Source organism: Klebsiella sp. GN_Kp190 (genome assembly GCF_040061795.1).
Classification (GTDB): domain Bacteria; phylum Pseudomonadota; class Gammaproteobacteria; order Enterobacterales; family Enterobacteriaceae; genus Klebsiella; species Klebsiella michiganensis.
Genome location: NZ_JBEAFN010000012.1, coordinates 64,425 through 80,459, shown reverse-complemented (window position 1 = coordinate 80,459; position 16,035 = coordinate 64,425). Strand labels below are relative to the sequence as shown.

The following is a 16,035-nucleotide window of genomic DNA, read 5'->3' as shown; positions in this document are numbered from 1 at the left end:
GAACAGGCCGCGCTGGAGAGTGACCTGGTTCAATTATCGAAGCAAGTTTGCAAGCAGGGTTATGAGGAACCAACATGTCTGAACAACAAGCACAAGGTGCCGATGAGGCAATTGACCTTAATAATGAACTGAAAACCCGTCGTGAAAAACTGGCCGCGCTGCGTGAGCAGGGCGTGGCGTTCCCGAACGATTTTCGCCGTGACCACACTTCTGACCAGCTCCATGCGGAATTTGATGGTAAGGAAAACGACGAGCTCACCTCTCTGAACGTCGAGGTCGCCGTGGCTGGCCGCATGATGACCCGCCGGATTATGGGGAAAGCCTCTTTCGTCACCTTACAGGACGTCGGCGGCCGCATTCAGCTGTACGTCGCGCGCGACGATCTGGCGGAAGGCGTCTACAACGAACAGTTTAAGAAATGGGATCTTGGCGACATCATCGCCGCCCGCGGTAAGCTGTTTAAAACCCAGACCGGCGAACTCTCCATTCACTGCACCGAGCTGCGCCTGCTGACCAAGGCATTGCGCCCGCTGCCGGACAAGTTTCACGGCCTGCAGGATCAGGAGGCGCGCTATCGTCAGCGCTATCTGGATCTGATCTCCAACGAAGAGTCGCGCCACACCTTCAAGGTGCGTTCGCAGATCCTCGCCACCATGCGTCAGTTCATGGTCGCGCGCGGCTTTATGGAAGTCGAGACTCCGATGATGCAGGTGATCCCCGGCGGCGCCTCCGCGCGTCCGTTTATCACCCATCACAACGCGCTCGATCTGGATATGTATCTGCGCATCGCGCCGGAGCTGTATCTGAAACGGCTGGTGGTCGGCGGCTTCGAACGGGTGTTCGAAATCAACCGCAACTTCCGTAACGAAGGGATCTCCGTGCGCCACAACCCTGAGTTCACCATGATGGAACTCTATATGGCGTATGCGGATTACAAAGATCTGATCGAACTGACCGAATCTCTGTTCCGCACGCTGGCGCAGACCGTGCTGGGGAAAACCGAAGTCCCATACGGCGACCAGGTGTTCGACTTCGGCAAGCCGTTTGAAAAACTGACCATGCGCGAAGCGATCAAGAAATACCGTCCGGAAACCGAGATGGCGGATCTGGATAACTTCGAGGCGGCAAAAGCGCTGGCGGAATCCATCGGTATTCACGTTGAGAAGAGCTGGGGGCTGGGGCGTATCGTCACCGAGATTTTCGACGAAGTAGCGGAAGCCCATCTGATCCAGCCAACCTTTATCACCGAGTATCCGGCGGAGGTTTCGCCGCTGGCGCGCCGTAACGACGTGAACCCGGAAATCACCGATCGCTTTGAGTTCTTTATCGGCGGGCGTGAAATCGGCAACGGCTTTAGCGAGCTGAACGACGCGGAAGACCAGGCCCAGCGTTTCCAGGATCAGGTCAACGCCAAAGCGGCGGGGGATGATGAAGCGATGTTCTACGACGAAGACTACGTCACCGCGCTGGAGTATGGCCTGCCGCCGACGGCCGGCCTGGGCATCGGTATCGACCGCATGGTGATGCTGTTTACCAACAGCCATACCATTCGCGACGTGATTCTGTTCCCGGCAATGCGTCCGCAGAAGTAAATCCCGCTAAAACCAGGTCCCCTCGTTTCCCTGAACCGGGGGGCCTTTATTTCGACGTGTTTAATTCCGACGAGTAATAATTGCGAATCAGCTTACTCCGGACACCTTATGTGCTATAACAGCGCGCATAAAAAACATAAGGTGTTAATTAAATGAAAAAAATAAAATTAATTGTTGGTGGCGTGATCTGTGCAAGTTATTTATTTACGTCAGTGTTATCAATGGCAAGTGATAATATCAACAACCATACCGTTCATTTTGATAAAGGCAGCAACGGCACGATAATAAAAAGCACCGTGACCGGTGACGGTGTTAACGACTATACGCTGGAGGCGAAAGCGGGCCAGATGATGCATATCAATATGAACAGCCAGCGGCCGCATCCTTATTTTAATGTTATCGCTCCTGATAATAATTCGATTTTTAACGGTTCTCTGAGCGGTGATACCTTTGAGCAACGTCTGATGAGCAGCGGTAAATATACGGTGCGGGTTTATCAGATGGGCGGAGCGCGCGATGAAAGGAAAACCAGCGCTTACGCGCTGACGTTTAAAATTACCGACTAATATTTGGCGGCTGTCTATTCAGGCTGTCCCGGAGGCGGCGCGCTGCGCCTGTCCGGGCTACCGGCCCGCAGACGGCGGTGGACCCGTAGCCCGGTCAGCGCAGCGCCACCGGGAAACAAAGCGCAGAGTGTTGCAGAGGGGCCTGTTCCCGGGTTAAAGCCCTTCGGTGACGATTTTTGCCGCCGCGGCTAACACCTCTTTGCGGCTTTTCGCATCCTGCTGCGGCTGGGTAAAATAGGTCACCAGCACCAGCGGGGCATGATTTTCCGGCCAGATCACCGCAATATCGTTGGTGGTGCCGTAATCTCCGGCGCCGGTTTTATCCCCGACCGCCCAGCTTGCGGGCAGGCCTGCGCGAATGCTTTGCCCGCCGGTAGTATTGCCTTTTAGCCACGTCACTAACTGGGCGCGCTGCTGTTCGCCCAGCGCATTGCCCAGCGTCAGCTTGCGCAGGCTTTCGGCCATCGCCAACGGGGTGGTGGTATCGCGCTTATCGCCGGGAATCGCGCTGTTCAGCGCCGGCTCCGTACGATCGAGACGAAAAGTGACATCCCCGATACTCTGGGCGAATGCGGTCACCTTTTCCGGTCCGCCAAGGTAGCTAATCATCTTATTCATCGCGGTATTGTCGCTGTACTGCAGCGCCGCCGCGCTGAGTTCCGCCAGGGTCATTCCGCTTTGCAGATGTTTTTCGGTGATCGGGCTCCAGACCACTAAATCCGATTTTTTAATCTCCAGCCTTTTATTCACCACCTCTGGATTGCTTTCGCTCTGTTTTAACACCGCGGCGGCGGCCATCACTTTACCGGTGCTGCACATGGCAAAACGTTCATCGCCGCGATAGAGGGTTTGCGAATCATCTGCCGTGTTAATCAGCGCTACGCCCAGCCGACCGCCGGAACGTTTTTCTAAATCAGCCAGCTTTTGCTGGATAGCATCGGCACTGGCCCATAATGAACCGCTCGCCAGCAGCAGCGGAACGGCGGCGGCGGCCATCAGGGCGGTTTTACGCCACGAACTTTTCAACATCTCAGACTCCTTGATAGTGATGAGCTGCCCGGACTATCCGCGACTCCCGCGCTTTTGACAAGCACTATGTCGATGATGGAATCCCATCATAAATTCGTTATTCGTCCTCCTCTGCGCCTGCTTATAGTGTCTCTCCCCGGCAAAATAAAATCAGGAGCCGCTATGTTCCCGTCACAGTTACCCAAACCGCGCCATCCCGCCGCCTCGGCGATCCCCTCGCTGCGTTGGGCCATTATTGGCCCCGGCTGGATTGCCGAGCGCTTTGTGAAATCGTTAAAAGAGCTCAGCCACCAGCGGGTGGTTGCCGTCTCCTCGCGCACGCAGCAAAAAGCCGACGATTTCGCCGCCCGCTGGGGGATCCCGCAGGCTTATGCTCAGGTGGATGAGATGCTGGCGCGACCGGATATTGATGCGGTTTACGTTGCCACGCCGCATAACCACCACTTTCCCGACGGGCTGCGGGTGCTGCAGGCGGGCAAACATGTGCTGATTGAAAAGCCGTTTGCGCTGAACCGGCGGGAAGGCGCGGCGCTGAAAGCGGAGGCCATGAAGCAGGGGACGCTGGCGATGGAGGCGATGTGGTGCGACTACGCGCCGAAGTATGACGTGATTCGCCAGCTGCTGGAGGACGGCGTGCTGGGCGATCTGCACACGCTGCTCGCCGATCACGGCGAGTTTTTTACCCCGGATCATCGCATTTTTAATGCCGATCTCGCCGGCGGGCCGATGATGGATCTCGGCAGCTATCTGACCTCATTCTGCGTGATGGTCGGCGGCGTGCCGCAGGACATTATCGCGCGCGGGCGTCCCGCCCAAAGAGGCGTCAACGGGCAGATTTCGATGCTGTTTAACTGGGAAAACGGCTTACAGGGATTGCTCAATACCACCCTGTTCAGCAACACGCCGGGCGGCGCGGTGGTGGCCGGGCGCGATGCGACCCTTACCCTCGACGGGCAGTTCTACGCGCCGGGGAATTTTACCCTCGCCGCCAGCCAGGGCGGGCAGGTGCTGCGCTGGGAGGAGCCGCGCAACCGCTACGACCAGCTGTTTTATCAGGCCGAACATTTTGCCTGGTGCGTGGGGCAAGGGCTTACGGACTCGCCGATCCGCCCGCTGGCCAGGGTGCTGGAAAACCTGAGCGTGATGGACGAAGTGCGGCGGCAGATTGGCGTGATATTTAACGAGGAGCGTTAACGGCGCGCCGTTGCCCCGTATGCCGACCGCATACGGGGCTTTTTTACGCCAGCGGTTCGACGCTGACAAACTGCCCTTGCCGCAGGGAAAGCACGGCGGCTTCGGCGATAGCCTGCGCCCGCAGCCCGTCCAGCAGCCCCGGCAGGTCCGGCACCGCTTCTCCGCCTAGCGAGCGGACAAAAGCATCCAGATGCGCGTAGTACGACCCCTCGACGCGACTGAACCAGTCCGGATAGAGTCCGGGCTGAATGCAGCGCGCTCCCTGCCACAGCGTGACGCCGCGCGCTGCCTGACTGCCGGACTCTATCACCCCCTGCGGGCCAAGCAGGCTAATGCGCTCATCGTAGCCGTGGCCGGTGCGCCGGGTGTTGTCCAGCTGCGCCAGCGCGCCGCCGCGCATCCGCAGCATGACAATAGAGGTATCGACATCGTCGAATTCGGCAATTTCCGCCAGCGCCAGCGCAGCCCCCAGCGCGGCGACGGTCGTCACTTCATCACCGGTAAGAAAGCGCAGCAGGTCAAAGAAGTGAATCGCCTGGTCGCGCATCTGGCCGCCTGAGCTGCGCAGATATTCCAGCGGCGGCATAACCGATGCCCGACACACCATCTGAACCAGTTCGATTTGGCCAATCGCGCCCGCCTCGATCTCCCGGCGCAGCTGCTGGTGGCTGGCGTCGAAACGGCGGTTAAAGCCAACGGTCACCGGTACCCCGAGCGGCAGCACTTTCTCGACGACCTGGCGGGCGCGGGCCAGCGAAAGATCGATCGGTTTTTCGCAGTAGACCGCTTTTCCCGCGCGCGCGGCGGCTTCCAGCAGCGCCGCGTGTGAAGGCGTCGAGCTGGCGATCAGTACCGCGTCAATGGCGTCGCTATTGATGGCTTCGGCGACGGTTACCGCCCGCGCGCCGTAGCGGGAAGCCAGCGCTTTCGCCCGCTCGGGATCGGCGTCGGCCACCATGGCCAGAACGGTCCGCTCATGCCGAGCGAGGCTGGCGGCGTGAACCTGGCCAATAAAACCGCTGCCCAACAATGCAAAACGAATGCAGGTCATTTTTTTCTCCAGAAAGAGGGATTTAGCGTTGCCAAAGTAATCCGTTTGCTACACTGACCGACACACGCGTTTTGATGGATTTCCATCATGGGGGAGACGATGAAAAGCATTTCGCTGGAGGCGCTGGCTAAACGGATTGGCGTGGGCGTCGCGACCGTTGACCGGGTGCTTAACGAACGCGGCGGCGTGTCGCCGGAAACCACGCGCAGGGTGCTGGAGGCCGCGCGGGAGGCCGGGCTGAAGCGCATTCTGCCGGAAGAGCGCCGTCTCCCGTGGCAAATAGAAGTGTTTCTCAGCGATAACGATTCGCGCTTTTTCTCCCGTCTGACGCAGGATTTCGCCGACGTGGCGGATAGCCTTGGCTATCGCCGACTGACGCTGCACCGCACGCTGGTGGCGGAGTCCGCGCCGGAAAAGCTGGCGAAAAGCCTTATCCGCAGCAGCAAAAAGCGCCATGCGATAATTGTCTTTGGCAACGAACATCCGCGGGTCTATGACGCCTTGCGCCAGTGTCGCGAGGCGAACGTGCCGGTGATTACGCTGGTCACCGATCTCCCCGGCGCGCAGAGGCTTTGTCACGTCGGGATCGATCAGCAGCAGGCCGGCCGCACCGCGGGCAGGATGATGGGGTTAATGGCGCACCGTCCTGGAGAAGTGCTGATGCTCAGCGGGCGCCAGGACTTCAGCGCTCATCGCTTACGGATTCAGGGATTTCGCGAGGTGATTAGCCAGCGCTTTCCGCATCTGCTGCTGGGCGAGGTTTTGGCGGGGGAGGACAACCGACAGCGAATCGACCGCGTGCTGGAAGAGGCCCTGCGCCGCAACCGCGACGTGGTGGGCATCTACAATACCGGGCTGGGCAACACGCAGGTGGCGCAGGCGCTGGCTCGCCATCGCCGCTACGGCGAGTGCTGCTGGATGACCCATGAACGCTACAGCACCACCCGTGAACAGCTGGCCCTGGGGGGAATGGCGCTGACGATCGATCAAAACCCGCGCCAGCATGCCCGTCTGGCGGTGGAGCTGGCCCTGCGCCATCTGGAAACCGGCTATCAGCCGCATCTTTTCAGCGACGGCAAGGTCGAATTTATCCTTTACAGCGCTGAAAACGTCGACTGAGCGCCCGCCGCCCGCGGGGCGACATCCCCTTTTACACCCTATATCCTGTCTCGTTTTAAACCGCTGCCGCTATCGGCGCGCCGCGCGGCAAACCGTCGCCTGCCTCTCATTTTTTGCGCATTTATGCGTCAATGTTAGATGTGTGTCAAAGTTCTGTTAACACGCAGTTTTAAAATTTTCATTTCAGTTATTTACTTATAAAAGTTTCATATGTGTTGTTAATGAAATAAATGGTCTGGAATTTTTCTTCCGCTATAAATGGACTAATGTTTCAAAAAACCATTTTAAAACAACTGAATTTTGTGATTTCGATCAACAACAAAAAATGCACCAGCGCGCGGGCTGTTTTTTCAAAAAGCTGGAAAAGCAGGCGCTTAACGCACAATTAATGAAACTATTTTTTCATTTTACCTTACCTAACCGATGTACCTGAAAATAAAGGATCAACGATGAATATTAAGAAAACGGTTGTTGCCTCTTTGATAGCCTGCATGCTGCCAGCGGTCGTGATGGCGAAAGATATTTCGGTCGGTGTTTCCATGGCGCTATTCGATGACAACTTCCTGACGATTCTGCGCACCGCAATGCAAAAAGAGATGCAAAAAGATGGCGTTAAGGCGCAGGTGGAAGATGCCAAAGGCGACGTCTCCCAGCAGCTACAGCAGGTGCAGAACTTTATTGGCCAGGGCGTCGACGCGATTATCGTCAACCCGGTCGACACCAACGCGGTCAAACCGATTATGGACCAGGCGACCAAAGCGGGCATTCCGCTGATCTTTGTTAACCGCCGCCCGCAGGCGCAGCTGACCGACAAAATGGCCTACGTTGGCTCCGACTCGGTGCTGGCGGGGCGCTTACAGATGGAAGCGTTAGCCAAAGCGATGAACGGCAAAGGGAACGTCGCCATTCTGCTCGGCGACCTGGCGAATGAATCGACCCGTGACCGCACCAAAGGCGTCGAAGAGGTGGTGGCGAAGTACCCGGATATCAAAATCGTGCAGAAGCAGACCGCGAAATTTACCCGCAACGATGCCGTTGACGTGGTCAGCAACTGGATGACCAGCGGCGAAGACATTCAGGCCATCGCCTCCAACAACGATGAAATGGCCATCGGCGCGCTGCAGGCGCTGGGTAAAAACCCGAACCATATCCTGATAGCCGGGGTGGACGGGACGCCGGATGCCCTGCAAATGCTCAAAAACGGCAAGATGATCGCCACGATTTTCCAGGATGCCAAAGGGCAGGGCGAAGGCGCGGTGGATGCCGCCATTAAGCTGGCCAACGGCGAGAAAGTGGAAAAGATCATCGATGTCCCTTACCAGCTGATCACCAAAGACAACATGGCTGAGTTCGTTAATCGCAACCAGAAATAGTCGCTCAGGGTACGGAGGTGAAGTATGAACGCTTTTGCACTTGAAGCCGAAGGGATCAGCAAATTCTTCCCCGGCGTGAAGGCGCTCGACAACGTCTCATTACGCGTGCGCCCGGGGACGGTGCACGCGCTGATGGGCGAAAACGGCGCCGGAAAATCCACGCTGATGAAATGCCTGATCGGGATCTACCGTCCCGATAAGGGCGCGATCCGCGTTAAAGGGGAGCCGGTCCAGTTTCAGGATACGATGGACGCGCTGCGCGCCGGGATCTCGATGATCCACCAGGAGCTGAATCTGGTGCCGCATATGACGGTGGCGGAAAATATCTGGCTCGGCCGCGAGCCGATGAAATACGGTTTTGTCGATCATCGCCAGCTTGCCCGCCAGACGCAGGATCTGCTGGATAAACTCAATATCCGGCTATCCGCCGACCGGCTGGTGGGGGAGTTAAGTATCGCCTCCCAGCAGATGGTGGAAATTGCCAAAGCGGTTTCGTGGAACGCGGATATTGTGATTATGGATGAGCCGACCTCGGCGTTAACCGAAAGCGAAGTGGCGCATCTGTTTACCATTATTCGCGATTTACGCCAGCAGGGAAAAGCCATTATTTATATCAGCCATAAAATGGATGAGATTTTCGCGATTACCGATGAGATCAGCGTATTTCGCGATGGCACCTGGGTCGGCAGTAAACATACCACCGAGTTTACCCGTCAGTCGCTGATCACCCAGATGGTCGGCCGGGAGCTCACCCAGCTCTTTCCCAAGTTCAATAACGCCATTGGCGAAGAGGTGCTGACCGTCCGCAATCTGTCGCGCAAGGGGGTCTTTCACGATATCAACTTTAGCGTACGCCGCGGCGAAATCCTCGGCGTGGCGGGGCTGGTGGGGGCCGGGCGTAGCGAAGTGATGGAGAGCCTGTTCGGCATGGATAAAGCCGATAGCGGCGAAGTGCTGATTGAGGGAGTGCCGGTCACGATTGACTCGCCTTCGACGGCGATTGAAAAAGGGATGGCGCTGCTGACGGAAGACCGCAAAAAGTCCGGACTGTTTCTCGTGCTGTCGGTGCTGGAGAATATGAGCATCGTCAAAATGCCGGAATATATCGGTAAAACCGGCTTTGTTCAGCACCTCAAAATGGCCGAAGACTGCATGGAGCAGATCCGCCGCCTGAATATTAAAACCCCCACCATGGATCAGATTATTAATAACCTCAGCGGCGGTAATCAGCAGAAGGTACTGATTGCCCGCTGGCTGCTGGCCCAGCCGAAAATACTGATTCTCGATGAGCCGACGCGCGGAATCGACGTCGGGGCGAAAGCGGAAATTTACCATCTGATCAGCGAGCTGGCCAACCGCGGCGTGGCGGTGATTATGGTCTCTTCAGAATTGCCGGAGATTCTCGGGATGAGCGATCGGGTGATGGTCATGCATGAAGGGCGTATTACCGGCATCCTCAATAAAGAGGACGCCGACCAGGAAACCATTTTGTCGTTGGCATCCCATTGAGGCACAGAGAATGAGCAATATGAAAATAACGGCGACCCCGATCACTGAGAAACCCTCTTTCTTTGGGCAATTACGCCACCGGCTGCCGAAAGATACCGGGATATTTATCGTCATGCTGGTGATTGCCCTGACGTTTGAAATTGCCGGCTGGTACGTCCGCGACCAGTCCTTTTTATTAAACACCAATCGCCTGATATTAATTGTTTTGCAGGTAGCGATTATCGGTATTATCGCCGTCGGGGTCACCCAGGTCATTATTACCACCGGCATTGACCTCTCCTCCGGCTCGGTGATCGCTCTCGCCGCCGTGGTGGCGGCAAGCCTCGCGCAAACCTCCGATAGCCTGTCGCCGATGTTCCCGTCGCTGGTCAATATGCCGGCGATTATCCCGATTGGCGCCGGCATCGGCGTCGGTCTTCTGTGCGGCTTAACCAACGGCTTTCTGGTGACCCGCACCGGCATCCCGCCGTTTATCGCGACGCTTGGAATGATGGTGTCGGCGCGCGGTCTGGCGCAGTACTACACCCAGGGCAACCCAATCAGCTTCTTATCCGACAGCTTTACCGCCATCGGCCAGGGGGCGATGCCGGTGATTATTTTCTTCGTCGTCGCCGCGGTCTTCCATATCGCCCTGAAGCATACCCGCTACGGTAAATACGTTTACGCTATCGGCGGTAACATGACGTCGGCCAAGGTCTCCGGTATCAACGTGAATAAATACCTGGTGATCGTCTATGCCATCGCCGGGGCGCTCTCCGGCCTGGCGGGCGTGGTGCTGGCGGCGCGCGTCAGCAGCGGGCAGTCGAGCATGGGCATGTCCTACGAACTGGATGCTATCGCCGCGGCGGTTATCGGCGGCAGCAGCCTGATGGGCGGGGTGGGGCGCATCACCGGGACCTTAATCGGCGCGATGATCCTTGGCCTGATTAAAAGCGGGTTTACCTTTGTCGGCGTCGACGCCTACGTGCAGGATATTATCAAAGGCATCATTATCGTCGCGGCGGTGACTATAGATATGCGCCGCAACCGCAAAAAGCATTGATCGGCAATAGCCCACGGCCTTGGCTGGCGTGGGCTGTATCGCGTTTTACGTCGCGCCGCAAGCGGGCTCATCCGCGGCAAGACGTAAACTGTTGAGCAGCACGTTCGCCCCTTTCTCCGCCCATTCCGGCAGAATGTTCTCCGCTTCGTTATGGCTAATTCCCTTCTCGCAGGGAATGAAAATCATGCTGGCGGGCGCGACCTTGCTGATATAGCAGGTATCGTGCCCGGCGCCGGAAACCATGGTTCGCGCGCTATAGCCCAGTTCGTCCGCCGCCCGCTGGCTGCGCGCCAGACATCCGGTATCAAAGGCAATGGGCGCGTAATCAAAAATACGCTCGACGTTTGCCGTCACGCCGCGCGCCGCCAGCGCTTCAGCGGCGCGATGCAGGGCGAGTTCCATCGCTTCCAGCGCCGGGGATTGCGGATGACGAAACTCGACGCTGCACGCCACGCCTCCCGGCACCACGTTGCGCGATCCCGGAATGACCTGCGCCATGCCGATAGTCGCGCGCCCGTCTGGATTATGGGCGATACCGATTTGCTCCACCGCCAGCGCCAGTTCGGCGAAGGCGGTCAGCGCGTCGCGGCGGCTGCCCATCGGCGTGGTTCCTGCGTGGGCGGAAAAGCCCTCCAGAGTGACGTTGAACCAGCGCTGGCCCATTGCCGCGTGAACGAGGCCGATATCAACGCCTTCTTCTTCCAGAATCGGCCCTTGTTCGATATGCACTTCGTAGCAGGCGTGGAGCGGGAAGGCGGCGGCAGGACGCTCCCCGCGATAGCCGATAGCCTCCAGCGCCGCGCCAACGCTGATGCCGTCGCGATCTTCGCGGGCGAGGGCGAAAGCTTCGCTAAACTGCCCGGCCCACACGCCGGACGCCAGCATCGCCGGGGCAAAGCGCGCGCCTTCTTCGTTGGTCCAGTTCACCAGCACGATATCGCGTTCGGTCTCAATGCCGCGATCGTTCAGCGTGCGCAGCGCTTCCAGCCCGGCGAGAACGCCGTAAATGCCGTCATAGCGGCCGCCGAGCGGCTGGGAGTCGACGTGGGAACCGGTCAGCACCGGGGCTAACTGCGAATTTTTACCGGCGCGGCGAATAAACATATTGCCCATGCTGTCGACGTCGCAGGGAAAGCCGGCTTCCCGCGCCCACTGGCGTAGCAGGTCGCGCGCCAGACGATCCTCTTCGCTGAGCGCCAGCCGGGTCACGCCGCCCGCCGGCGTGGCGCCGAGCAGCGCCATCTCGTTGAGCGTCGACCACAGACGTGCGCCGTTGACGGTTATCATGACTTGTCCTTTTGCACGCGATAGCGGAAGTCGCAGCATTTACCGCCCTGCATGATGGTGGTGGTGCGGGTCAGCTCCACGTCCGGGGCGTAGCCGACGATAAATTTATCGTCGCGGGCGCAGGAGAGCAGGTGGCCAATCTCGCCGAGGCCCATTTCGTGGTACATCTCGGCGTAGCGGCAGCGGTTTACGTTGTAGTTATACTGCTGGTCGTCGGCGTCCAGCACCGTGACTTCCAGGGCGTTATCTTTCTCCCACAGATACTGCAGCGCGACAAAGCTCTGGATATCCGCACCGTTCGGCTCCTGGCGGGCAAACGCTTTTCCCGCCTCAATGGCGGCGTTTTCAATCGCTTCGCCGATGACCGCCTGGGCGCGAGCTTTCCCTATCTCGCGCACCAGGATGGCGTAAATCGGCTTGATTATTTCTGCTTCAATTTTGCGGCGGGCGAGAATGCCCAGCTCGTTATTATCACTCATCACATTGCCTCACTGCGTTACTTCGTTGTTGCGCCGCCGAGTACGGTTTGCGGCTGCCATTTTCCGTCGACGACTTTATAAACGGTAAAGGTTGGCGATTTCAGGTTGCCCTCTTTATCAAAGGCGATTTGTCCGGTCACGCCGGCGTAGTTAATGGCGCGCAGGGCGGGCAGATAGTCGGCAGGGTCGACGGAGTCGGCTTTTTCCATCGCCGCGACCAGCACGCGGGTAGCGTCATAGGCGAACGGCGCGTGCAGTTCGATATGGGTGTGATAGCGCGACTGGTAGGCCTGCTCGAAGGCTTTACCGCCCGGCATCTGCTCGACCGGCAGCCCCGGCTCCAGCGCCACCACGCCGTCGCCCTCTTTTTGCGCCAGCTGGAGGAAGGTCTGGCTAACGAAGCCGCCTGCGCCCATCAGGGTGGCGTTCATACCCAGCTGTTTGATGCGGCGCGCCAGCGGGGCGGCCTGGCTATCGACGCCGCCAAAGAAAATCAGGTCGGCGTTTTTGCTGCGGATCGCGGTCAGCACGGCGCTGAAGTCGACGGTTTTGTCATCGACGTACTGGCGGTCGACGATGTTGATTCCCTGCGCTTCCAGCGACTTAATAAACTCATCCGCCAGCCCCTGGCCGAAGGCGGTACGGTCATCAATGACCGCGATGCGTTTGGCCTTCAGGGTTTGTACCGCGTACTGTCCGGCAAACTGCCCGCCGTCATCGTCGTGGCCCATCACGCGGAAGCTGGTGTCGAAGCCCTGTTTGGTGTAGGCGTGCCCGGTGGCGACCGGCGCGACCTGGGCGATGCCCGCATCGTGATAAACCCGCGCAGCGGGAATGCTGGTGCCGGTGTTCCAGTGGCCGACGACGCCCGCGACGCCGCTATCCACCAGACGCTGGGCGACGGCAACGGCGGTGCGTGGGTCGGACTGATCGTCTTCCGATTGCAGCTTGAAGGTTACCGACTTGCCGCCGATGGTCGGGTGCTGCTTGTTGATATCGTCAATCGCCAGCTGCGCGCCGTTTTCCAGATCCTTGCCGATACGCGCGGAAGGGCCGGTGAGCGGGCCAGCCAGGCCGATAATAACGGTTTCGCTGGCCGCGGACCACGCGGCGGATGAGGCAAAACCACTGAGCAGAATAGCGGCGCTGAGCGCGCTGATTTTTACGGTTTTCATTGTTTTTCCCTGATGCTGGTTGGTGTGTTAAACGGGCATTTCGCCCAAATAAATCTGTGCAATACGATCGTCGGCCAGCAGCGTCTGCGACGGACCGCGCTCGACGATGCTGCCGCTATCCATCACCCAGGCGCTGTCGGTCGCCTCCAGCGCCAGACGTGCGTTCTGCTCGATCAGCAGCAGCGCGACGCCGCGCTGGCGCAGGGTGGCGATAACGCGAAAAATGTTCTCGACCATCAGCGGCGCCAGACCCATTGACGGCTCGTCGAGGATCAGCAGGCGCGGCTGGCTGAGCAGGGCGCGGTTGAGCGCCAGCAGCTGCTGTTCACCGCCGGAGAGCAGCCCCGCCAGCTGATGCTGGCGTTCGGCGAGGCGCGGGAAATTAGCGAAGATGGCGCCCATCTCCTGCTTTACCGCCGCCGCGTCGCGTCGGAGCCAGGCGCCCATTTGCAGGTTTTCCAGCACCGTCATGCGCGCAAAGATGCCGCGTCCTTCCGGCACCATCACGAGTCCTTCGCGCAACAGGGATTCGGCCCGACGTTTGCGGATCGGCTTGCCGTTAAACAGAATTTCGCCGCGAAAGGGTTCCAGCCCGGTAATGGCGCGGACGGTGGAGCTTTTGCCCGCGCCGTTGGCGCCGATAAGCGTGGTCTGCTCGCCCTCTTTCACGCTGAATGAGACGTCGCGCACCGCCTGGATGCCGCCGTAGTGGACGCTAAGCTGGTTAACGGTTAATAAATCAGACATGGACATTGCCTCCCAGCCAGGCGGCGATCACCGCCGGATCGCGGCGTACGGTATCCGGCGTGCCGCTGGTTAACGTTTTGCCGTAATCCAGCACCATCAGGCGATCGCAGATCCCCATCACCAGCTTGACGTCATGCTCGATCATCAGCAGCGTTTTGCCGTCGTCGCGAATGCGCAGCAGCAGTTCGCCAAGGGCCATCTTCTCGGCGGCGTTCATCCCGGCCGCCGGTTCATCCAGCGCCAGCAGGCGCGGTTCGGTGGCCAGCGCGCGGGCAATCTCCAGCCGCCGCTGGTGGCCGTAGGCGAGGTCGCAGGCGCGATAGTGGGCGAACTGCGCGATGCCGGTATAGTCCAGCAGGTGCCAGGCCAGCTCGCGGGTTTGCGTCTCCTCGGCGCGGGCGCGTTTATGACGGGAGATCGCGGCCCACAGGCCGTTGCGGGTGCGGACATGGCGGCCCACCATGACGTTCTCCAGTACCGACATGTCGTTAAACAGCCGCACGTTCTGGAAGGTGCGGGCGATGCCCGCGGCGGTCACTTTCTCAATATTGTTCGGAGAATAGGCTTCGCCGCCGATAGCGAACTCGCCGCTGTCCGCCGGGTAAAGCCCGGTAATCAGATTAAAACAGGTGGTTTTCCCCGCGCCGTTGGGGCCGATCAGGCCGTAGATTTCACTCTGATTAATGCTCAGCGATACGTTGTCGACCGCCGTCAGACCGCCGAAACGCTTCGTCATATGGCGTACGCTTAACAGGCTCATGCTTTTGCTCCTTGATGTCGCGCGGGCCAGATGCCCTGAGGGCGCAGCAGCATGACCAGCACCAGCGCCAGGCCGTAGAACAGCTGGCGCAGCACTTCCGGGTCAATCAGCACTTCGCCAAACAGCGCCTGCTGTACCGGCGCCGCCTGGCTGCGCAGCAGCTCCGGCAGCGCGGTCAGCAGCACCGCGCCGAGGATCACGCCGGGGATATGCCCCATCCCGCCCAGCACTACCATCGCCAGGACCGCAATCGACTCCTGCAGGGTAAAGGATTCCGGTGACACGAAGCCCTGAAATGCGCCGAACAGCGCGCCCGCCACGCCGCCGAATGAGGCGCCGATAGCGAAAGCCAGCAGTTTGTAGTTCCGCAGGTTGATGCCCATCGCGCGGGCGACGTCTTCATCCTCGCGGATGGCGTGCCAGGCCCGGCCAATGCGCGAATGCTGCAGCCGCAGGCAGACGAAAATAATCGCCACAATCACCAGCATCAGCAGGTAGTACCACAGCCACAGCGCCGGGACTTTAAAGCCAAACCAGTGATAAACGCCGCTAAACTTGAGGCCGAACAGATTCAGCGAATCGACCCCGGAAATGCCTTTTGCGCCGTTGGTGATGTTGACCGGACGGTCGAGGTTGCGCATCAGGATGCGGATAATTTCGCCGAACCCGAGGGTGACGATGGCCAGATAGTCGCCGCGCAGCTTCAGCGTCGGCGCGCCCAGCACGATACCGCAGCCTGCCGCCACCAGCGCGGCGAGCGGAATAATCACCAGCCAGGAGGTGTGCAGGCCGTCCGGAAACCAACTATTTAAAATCGGGAAGACGTCCAGTAGATGCGGTGAGGCCAGCAGCGCCGCCAGATACGCGCCGACGGCGTAAAAGGCGATAAAGCCCATATCCAGCAGGCCGGTATAGCCGACCACAATATTCAGCCCCAGCGCCAGCATAACGTAGAGCAGGGCGAAGTCGATGACCCGCACCCAGTAGTTGCCGCCGAGCTGGCTGGCGACCATCGGCGCCACCAGCAGCGCGCAGACCAACAGGGTCATCCCGGACCAGAAGCGGCGGGAGACGACAGGCGTATCGAGTTGTGCCGTTGTCATGATTTTTCT

The 16,035-nt window shown here is 59.2% G+C and carries 15 protein-coding genes; 7 read left to right on the top strand and 8 right to left on the bottom strand.

Annotated features, from left to right (window positions below; all coding sequences use genetic code 11):
• Positions 1–74 precede the first annotated feature (74 nt).
• Together lysS and ABLU67_RS09800 are read left to right on the top strand one after the other, a co-directional pair.
• On the top strand, positions 75–1,592 hold the full coding sequence (lysS, locus tag ABLU67_RS09805; protein WP_004848495.1) for a lysine--tRNA ligase: 1,518 nt from the start codon (positions 75–77) through the stop codon (positions 1,590–1,592).
• Between the two features lie 152 nt (positions 1,593–1,744).
• Positions 1,745–2,158: a hypothetical protein gene (locus ABLU67_RS09800; RefSeq protein WP_014228246.1), complete on the top strand. Its 414-nt coding sequence runs from the start codon at positions 1,745–1,747 to the stop codon at positions 2,156–2,158.
• A gap of 153 nt (positions 2,159–2,311) precedes the next feature.
• On the opposite strand, the gene ABLU67_RS09795 is transcribed toward ABLU67_RS09800, so the two are convergent.
• Positions 2,312–3,187: an extended-spectrum class A beta-lactamase OXY-1-1 gene (locus tag ABLU67_RS09795; protein ID WP_014228247.1), complete on the bottom strand. Its 876-nt coding sequence runs from the start codon at positions 3,185–3,187 to the stop codon at positions 2,312–2,314.
• Positions 3,188–3,349: 162 nt separating this feature from the next.
• On the opposite strand from ABLU67_RS09795, the gene ABLU67_RS09790 reads away from it, so the two are divergent.
• On the top strand, positions 3,350–4,381 hold the full coding sequence (locus tag ABLU67_RS09790) for a Gfo/Idh/MocA family oxidoreductase (RefSeq protein ID WP_042944496.1): 1,032 nt from the start codon (positions 3,350–3,352) through the stop codon (positions 4,379–4,381).
• Positions 4,382–4,424: 43 nt separating this feature from the next.
• Here the strand turns inward: ABLU67_RS09790 and ABLU67_RS09785 are convergent, their stop codons facing one another.
• A complete protein-coding gene (locus tag ABLU67_RS09785; RefSeq protein ID WP_064381297.1) occupies positions 4,425–5,432 on the bottom strand; it encodes a Gfo/Idh/MocA family oxidoreductase in 1,008 nt (335 codons plus the stop codon).
• 99 nt (positions 5,433–5,531) lie between these two features.
• On the opposite strand from ABLU67_RS09785, the gene ABLU67_RS09780 reads away from it, so the two are divergent.
• The 4 genes from ABLU67_RS09780 to ABLU67_RS09765 all read left to right on the top strand — a co-directional run bounded on the left by ABLU67_RS09780 (position 5,532) and on the right by ABLU67_RS09765 (position 10,475).
• On the top strand, positions 5,532–6,551 hold the full coding sequence (locus ABLU67_RS09780) for a LacI family DNA-binding transcriptional regulator (RefSeq protein WP_046876920.1): 1,020 nt from the start codon (positions 5,532–5,534) through the stop codon (positions 6,549–6,551).
• 449 nt (positions 6,552–7,000) lie between these two features.
• Complete coding sequence (locus ABLU67_RS09775; protein ID WP_004848507.1) at positions 7,001–7,924, top strand: sugar ABC transporter substrate-binding protein; 924 nt, start codon at positions 7,001–7,003, stop codon at positions 7,922–7,924.
• A 24-nt stretch (positions 7,925–7,948) separates the two neighbouring features.
• A complete protein-coding gene (locus ABLU67_RS09770; protein WP_004848509.1) occupies positions 7,949–9,433 on the top strand; it encodes a sugar ABC transporter ATP-binding protein in 1,485 nt (494 codons plus the stop codon).
• A 19-nt stretch (positions 9,434–9,452) separates the two neighbouring features.
• Positions 9,453–10,475 (top strand): ABC transporter permease, encoded by a 1,023-nt coding sequence (locus tag ABLU67_RS09765; RefSeq protein ID WP_170873311.1) that lies wholly within the window; start codon positions 9,453–9,455, stop codon positions 10,473–10,475.
• A 45-nt stretch (positions 10,476–10,520) separates the two neighbouring features.
• On the opposite strand, the gene ABLU67_RS09760 is transcribed toward ABLU67_RS09765, so the two are convergent.
• The 6 genes from ABLU67_RS09760 to ABLU67_RS09735 are packed head-to-tail and all read right to left on the bottom strand — an operon-like array spanning position 10,521 to position 16,026.
• On the bottom strand, positions 10,521–11,762 hold the full coding sequence (locus ABLU67_RS09760; RefSeq protein WP_064378348.1) for a Zn-dependent hydrolase: 1,242 nt from the start codon (positions 11,760–11,762) through the stop codon (positions 10,521–10,523).
• Positions 11,759–12,241 carry an L-2-amino-thiazoline-4-carboxylic acid hydrolase gene (locus tag ABLU67_RS09755; RefSeq protein WP_025107105.1) on the bottom strand — a complete coding sequence of 161 codons (483 nt, stop codon included), beginning with the start codon at positions 12,239–12,241 and terminating at the stop codon, positions 11,759–11,761. Before ABLU67_RS09755 ends, ABLU67_RS09760 begins: the two co-directional genes overlap by 4 nt.
• A gap of 17 nt (positions 12,242–12,258) precedes the next feature.
• Positions 12,259–13,416, bottom strand: a complete 1,158-nt coding sequence (locus ABLU67_RS09750; RefSeq protein WP_201993223.1) for a branched-chain amino acid ABC transporter substrate-binding protein — start codon at positions 13,414–13,416, stop codon at positions 12,259–12,261.
• Positions 13,417–13,443: 27 nt separating this feature from the next.
• Positions 13,444–14,163: an ABC transporter ATP-binding protein gene (locus ABLU67_RS09745; protein WP_046876916.1), complete on the bottom strand. Its 720-nt coding sequence runs from the start codon at positions 14,161–14,163 to the stop codon at positions 13,444–13,446.
• Positions 14,156–14,923: an ABC transporter ATP-binding protein gene (locus tag ABLU67_RS09740; protein WP_064374588.1), complete on the bottom strand. Its 768-nt coding sequence runs from the start codon at positions 14,921–14,923 to the stop codon at positions 14,156–14,158. Before ABLU67_RS09740 ends, ABLU67_RS09745 begins: the two co-directional genes overlap by 8 nt.
• On the bottom strand, positions 14,920–16,026 hold the full coding sequence (locus tag ABLU67_RS09735; protein ID WP_046876915.1) for an ABC transporter ATP-binding protein: 1,107 nt from the start codon (positions 16,024–16,026) through the stop codon (positions 14,920–14,922). Before ABLU67_RS09735 ends, ABLU67_RS09740 begins: the two co-directional genes overlap by 4 nt.
• Positions 16,027–16,035: the final 9 nt, after the last annotated feature.

Bases quoted from the DNA above. Each gene is read 5' to 3' on its own strand.
- ABLU67_RS09765 (WP_170873311.1), top strand. From the start codon at position 9,453: ATGAAAATAACGGCGACCCCGATCACTGAGAAACCCTCTTTCTTTGGG.
- ABLU67_RS09750 (WP_201993223.1), bottom strand. From the start codon at position 13,416: ATGAAAACCGTAAAAATCAGCGCGCTCAGCGCCGCTATTCTGCTCAGT.
- ABLU67_RS09780 (WP_046876920.1), top strand. From the start codon at position 5,532: ATGAAAAGCATTTCGCTGGAGGCGCTGGCTAAACGGATTGGCGTGGGC.
- ABLU67_RS09795 (WP_014228247.1), bottom strand. From the start codon at position 3,187: ATGTTGAAAAGTTCGTGGCGTAAAACCGCCCTGATGGCCGCCGCCGCC.
- ABLU67_RS09735 (WP_046876915.1), bottom strand. From the start codon at position 16,026: ATGACAACGGCACAACTCGATACGCCTGTCGTCTCCCGCCGCTTCTGG.
- ABLU67_RS09785 (WP_064381297.1), bottom strand. From the start codon at position 5,432: ATGACCTGCATTCGTTTTGCATTGTTGGGCAGCGGTTTTATTGGCCAG.
- ABLU67_RS09755 (WP_025107105.1), bottom strand. From the start codon at position 12,241: ATGAGTGATAATAACGAGCTGGGCATTCTCGCCCGCCGCAAAATTGAA.
- ABLU67_RS09740 (WP_064374588.1), bottom strand. From the start codon at position 14,923: ATGAGCCTGTTAAGCGTACGCCATATGACGAAGCGTTTCGGCGGTCTG.
- lysS (WP_004848495.1), top strand. From the start codon at position 75: ATGTCTGAACAACAAGCACAAGGTGCCGATGAGGCAATTGACCTTAAT.
- ABLU67_RS09745 (WP_046876916.1), bottom strand. From the start codon at position 14,163: ATGTCTGATTTATTAACCGTTAACCAGCTTAGCGTCCACTACGGCGGC.
- ABLU67_RS09800 (WP_014228246.1), top strand. From the start codon at position 1,745: ATGAAAAAAATAAAATTAATTGTTGGTGGCGTGATCTGTGCAAGTTAT.
- ABLU67_RS09760 (WP_064378348.1), bottom strand. From the start codon at position 11,762: ATGATAACCGTCAACGGCGCACGTCTGTGGTCGACGCTCAACGAGATG.
- ABLU67_RS09790 (WP_042944496.1), top strand. From the start codon at position 3,350: ATGTTCCCGTCACAGTTACCCAAACCGCGCCATCCCGCCGCCTCGGCG.
- ABLU67_RS09770 (WP_004848509.1), top strand. From the start codon at position 7,949: ATGAACGCTTTTGCACTTGAAGCCGAAGGGATCAGCAAATTCTTCCCC.
- ABLU67_RS09775 (WP_004848507.1), top strand. From the start codon at position 7,001: ATGAATATTAAGAAAACGGTTGTTGCCTCTTTGATAGCCTGCATGCTG.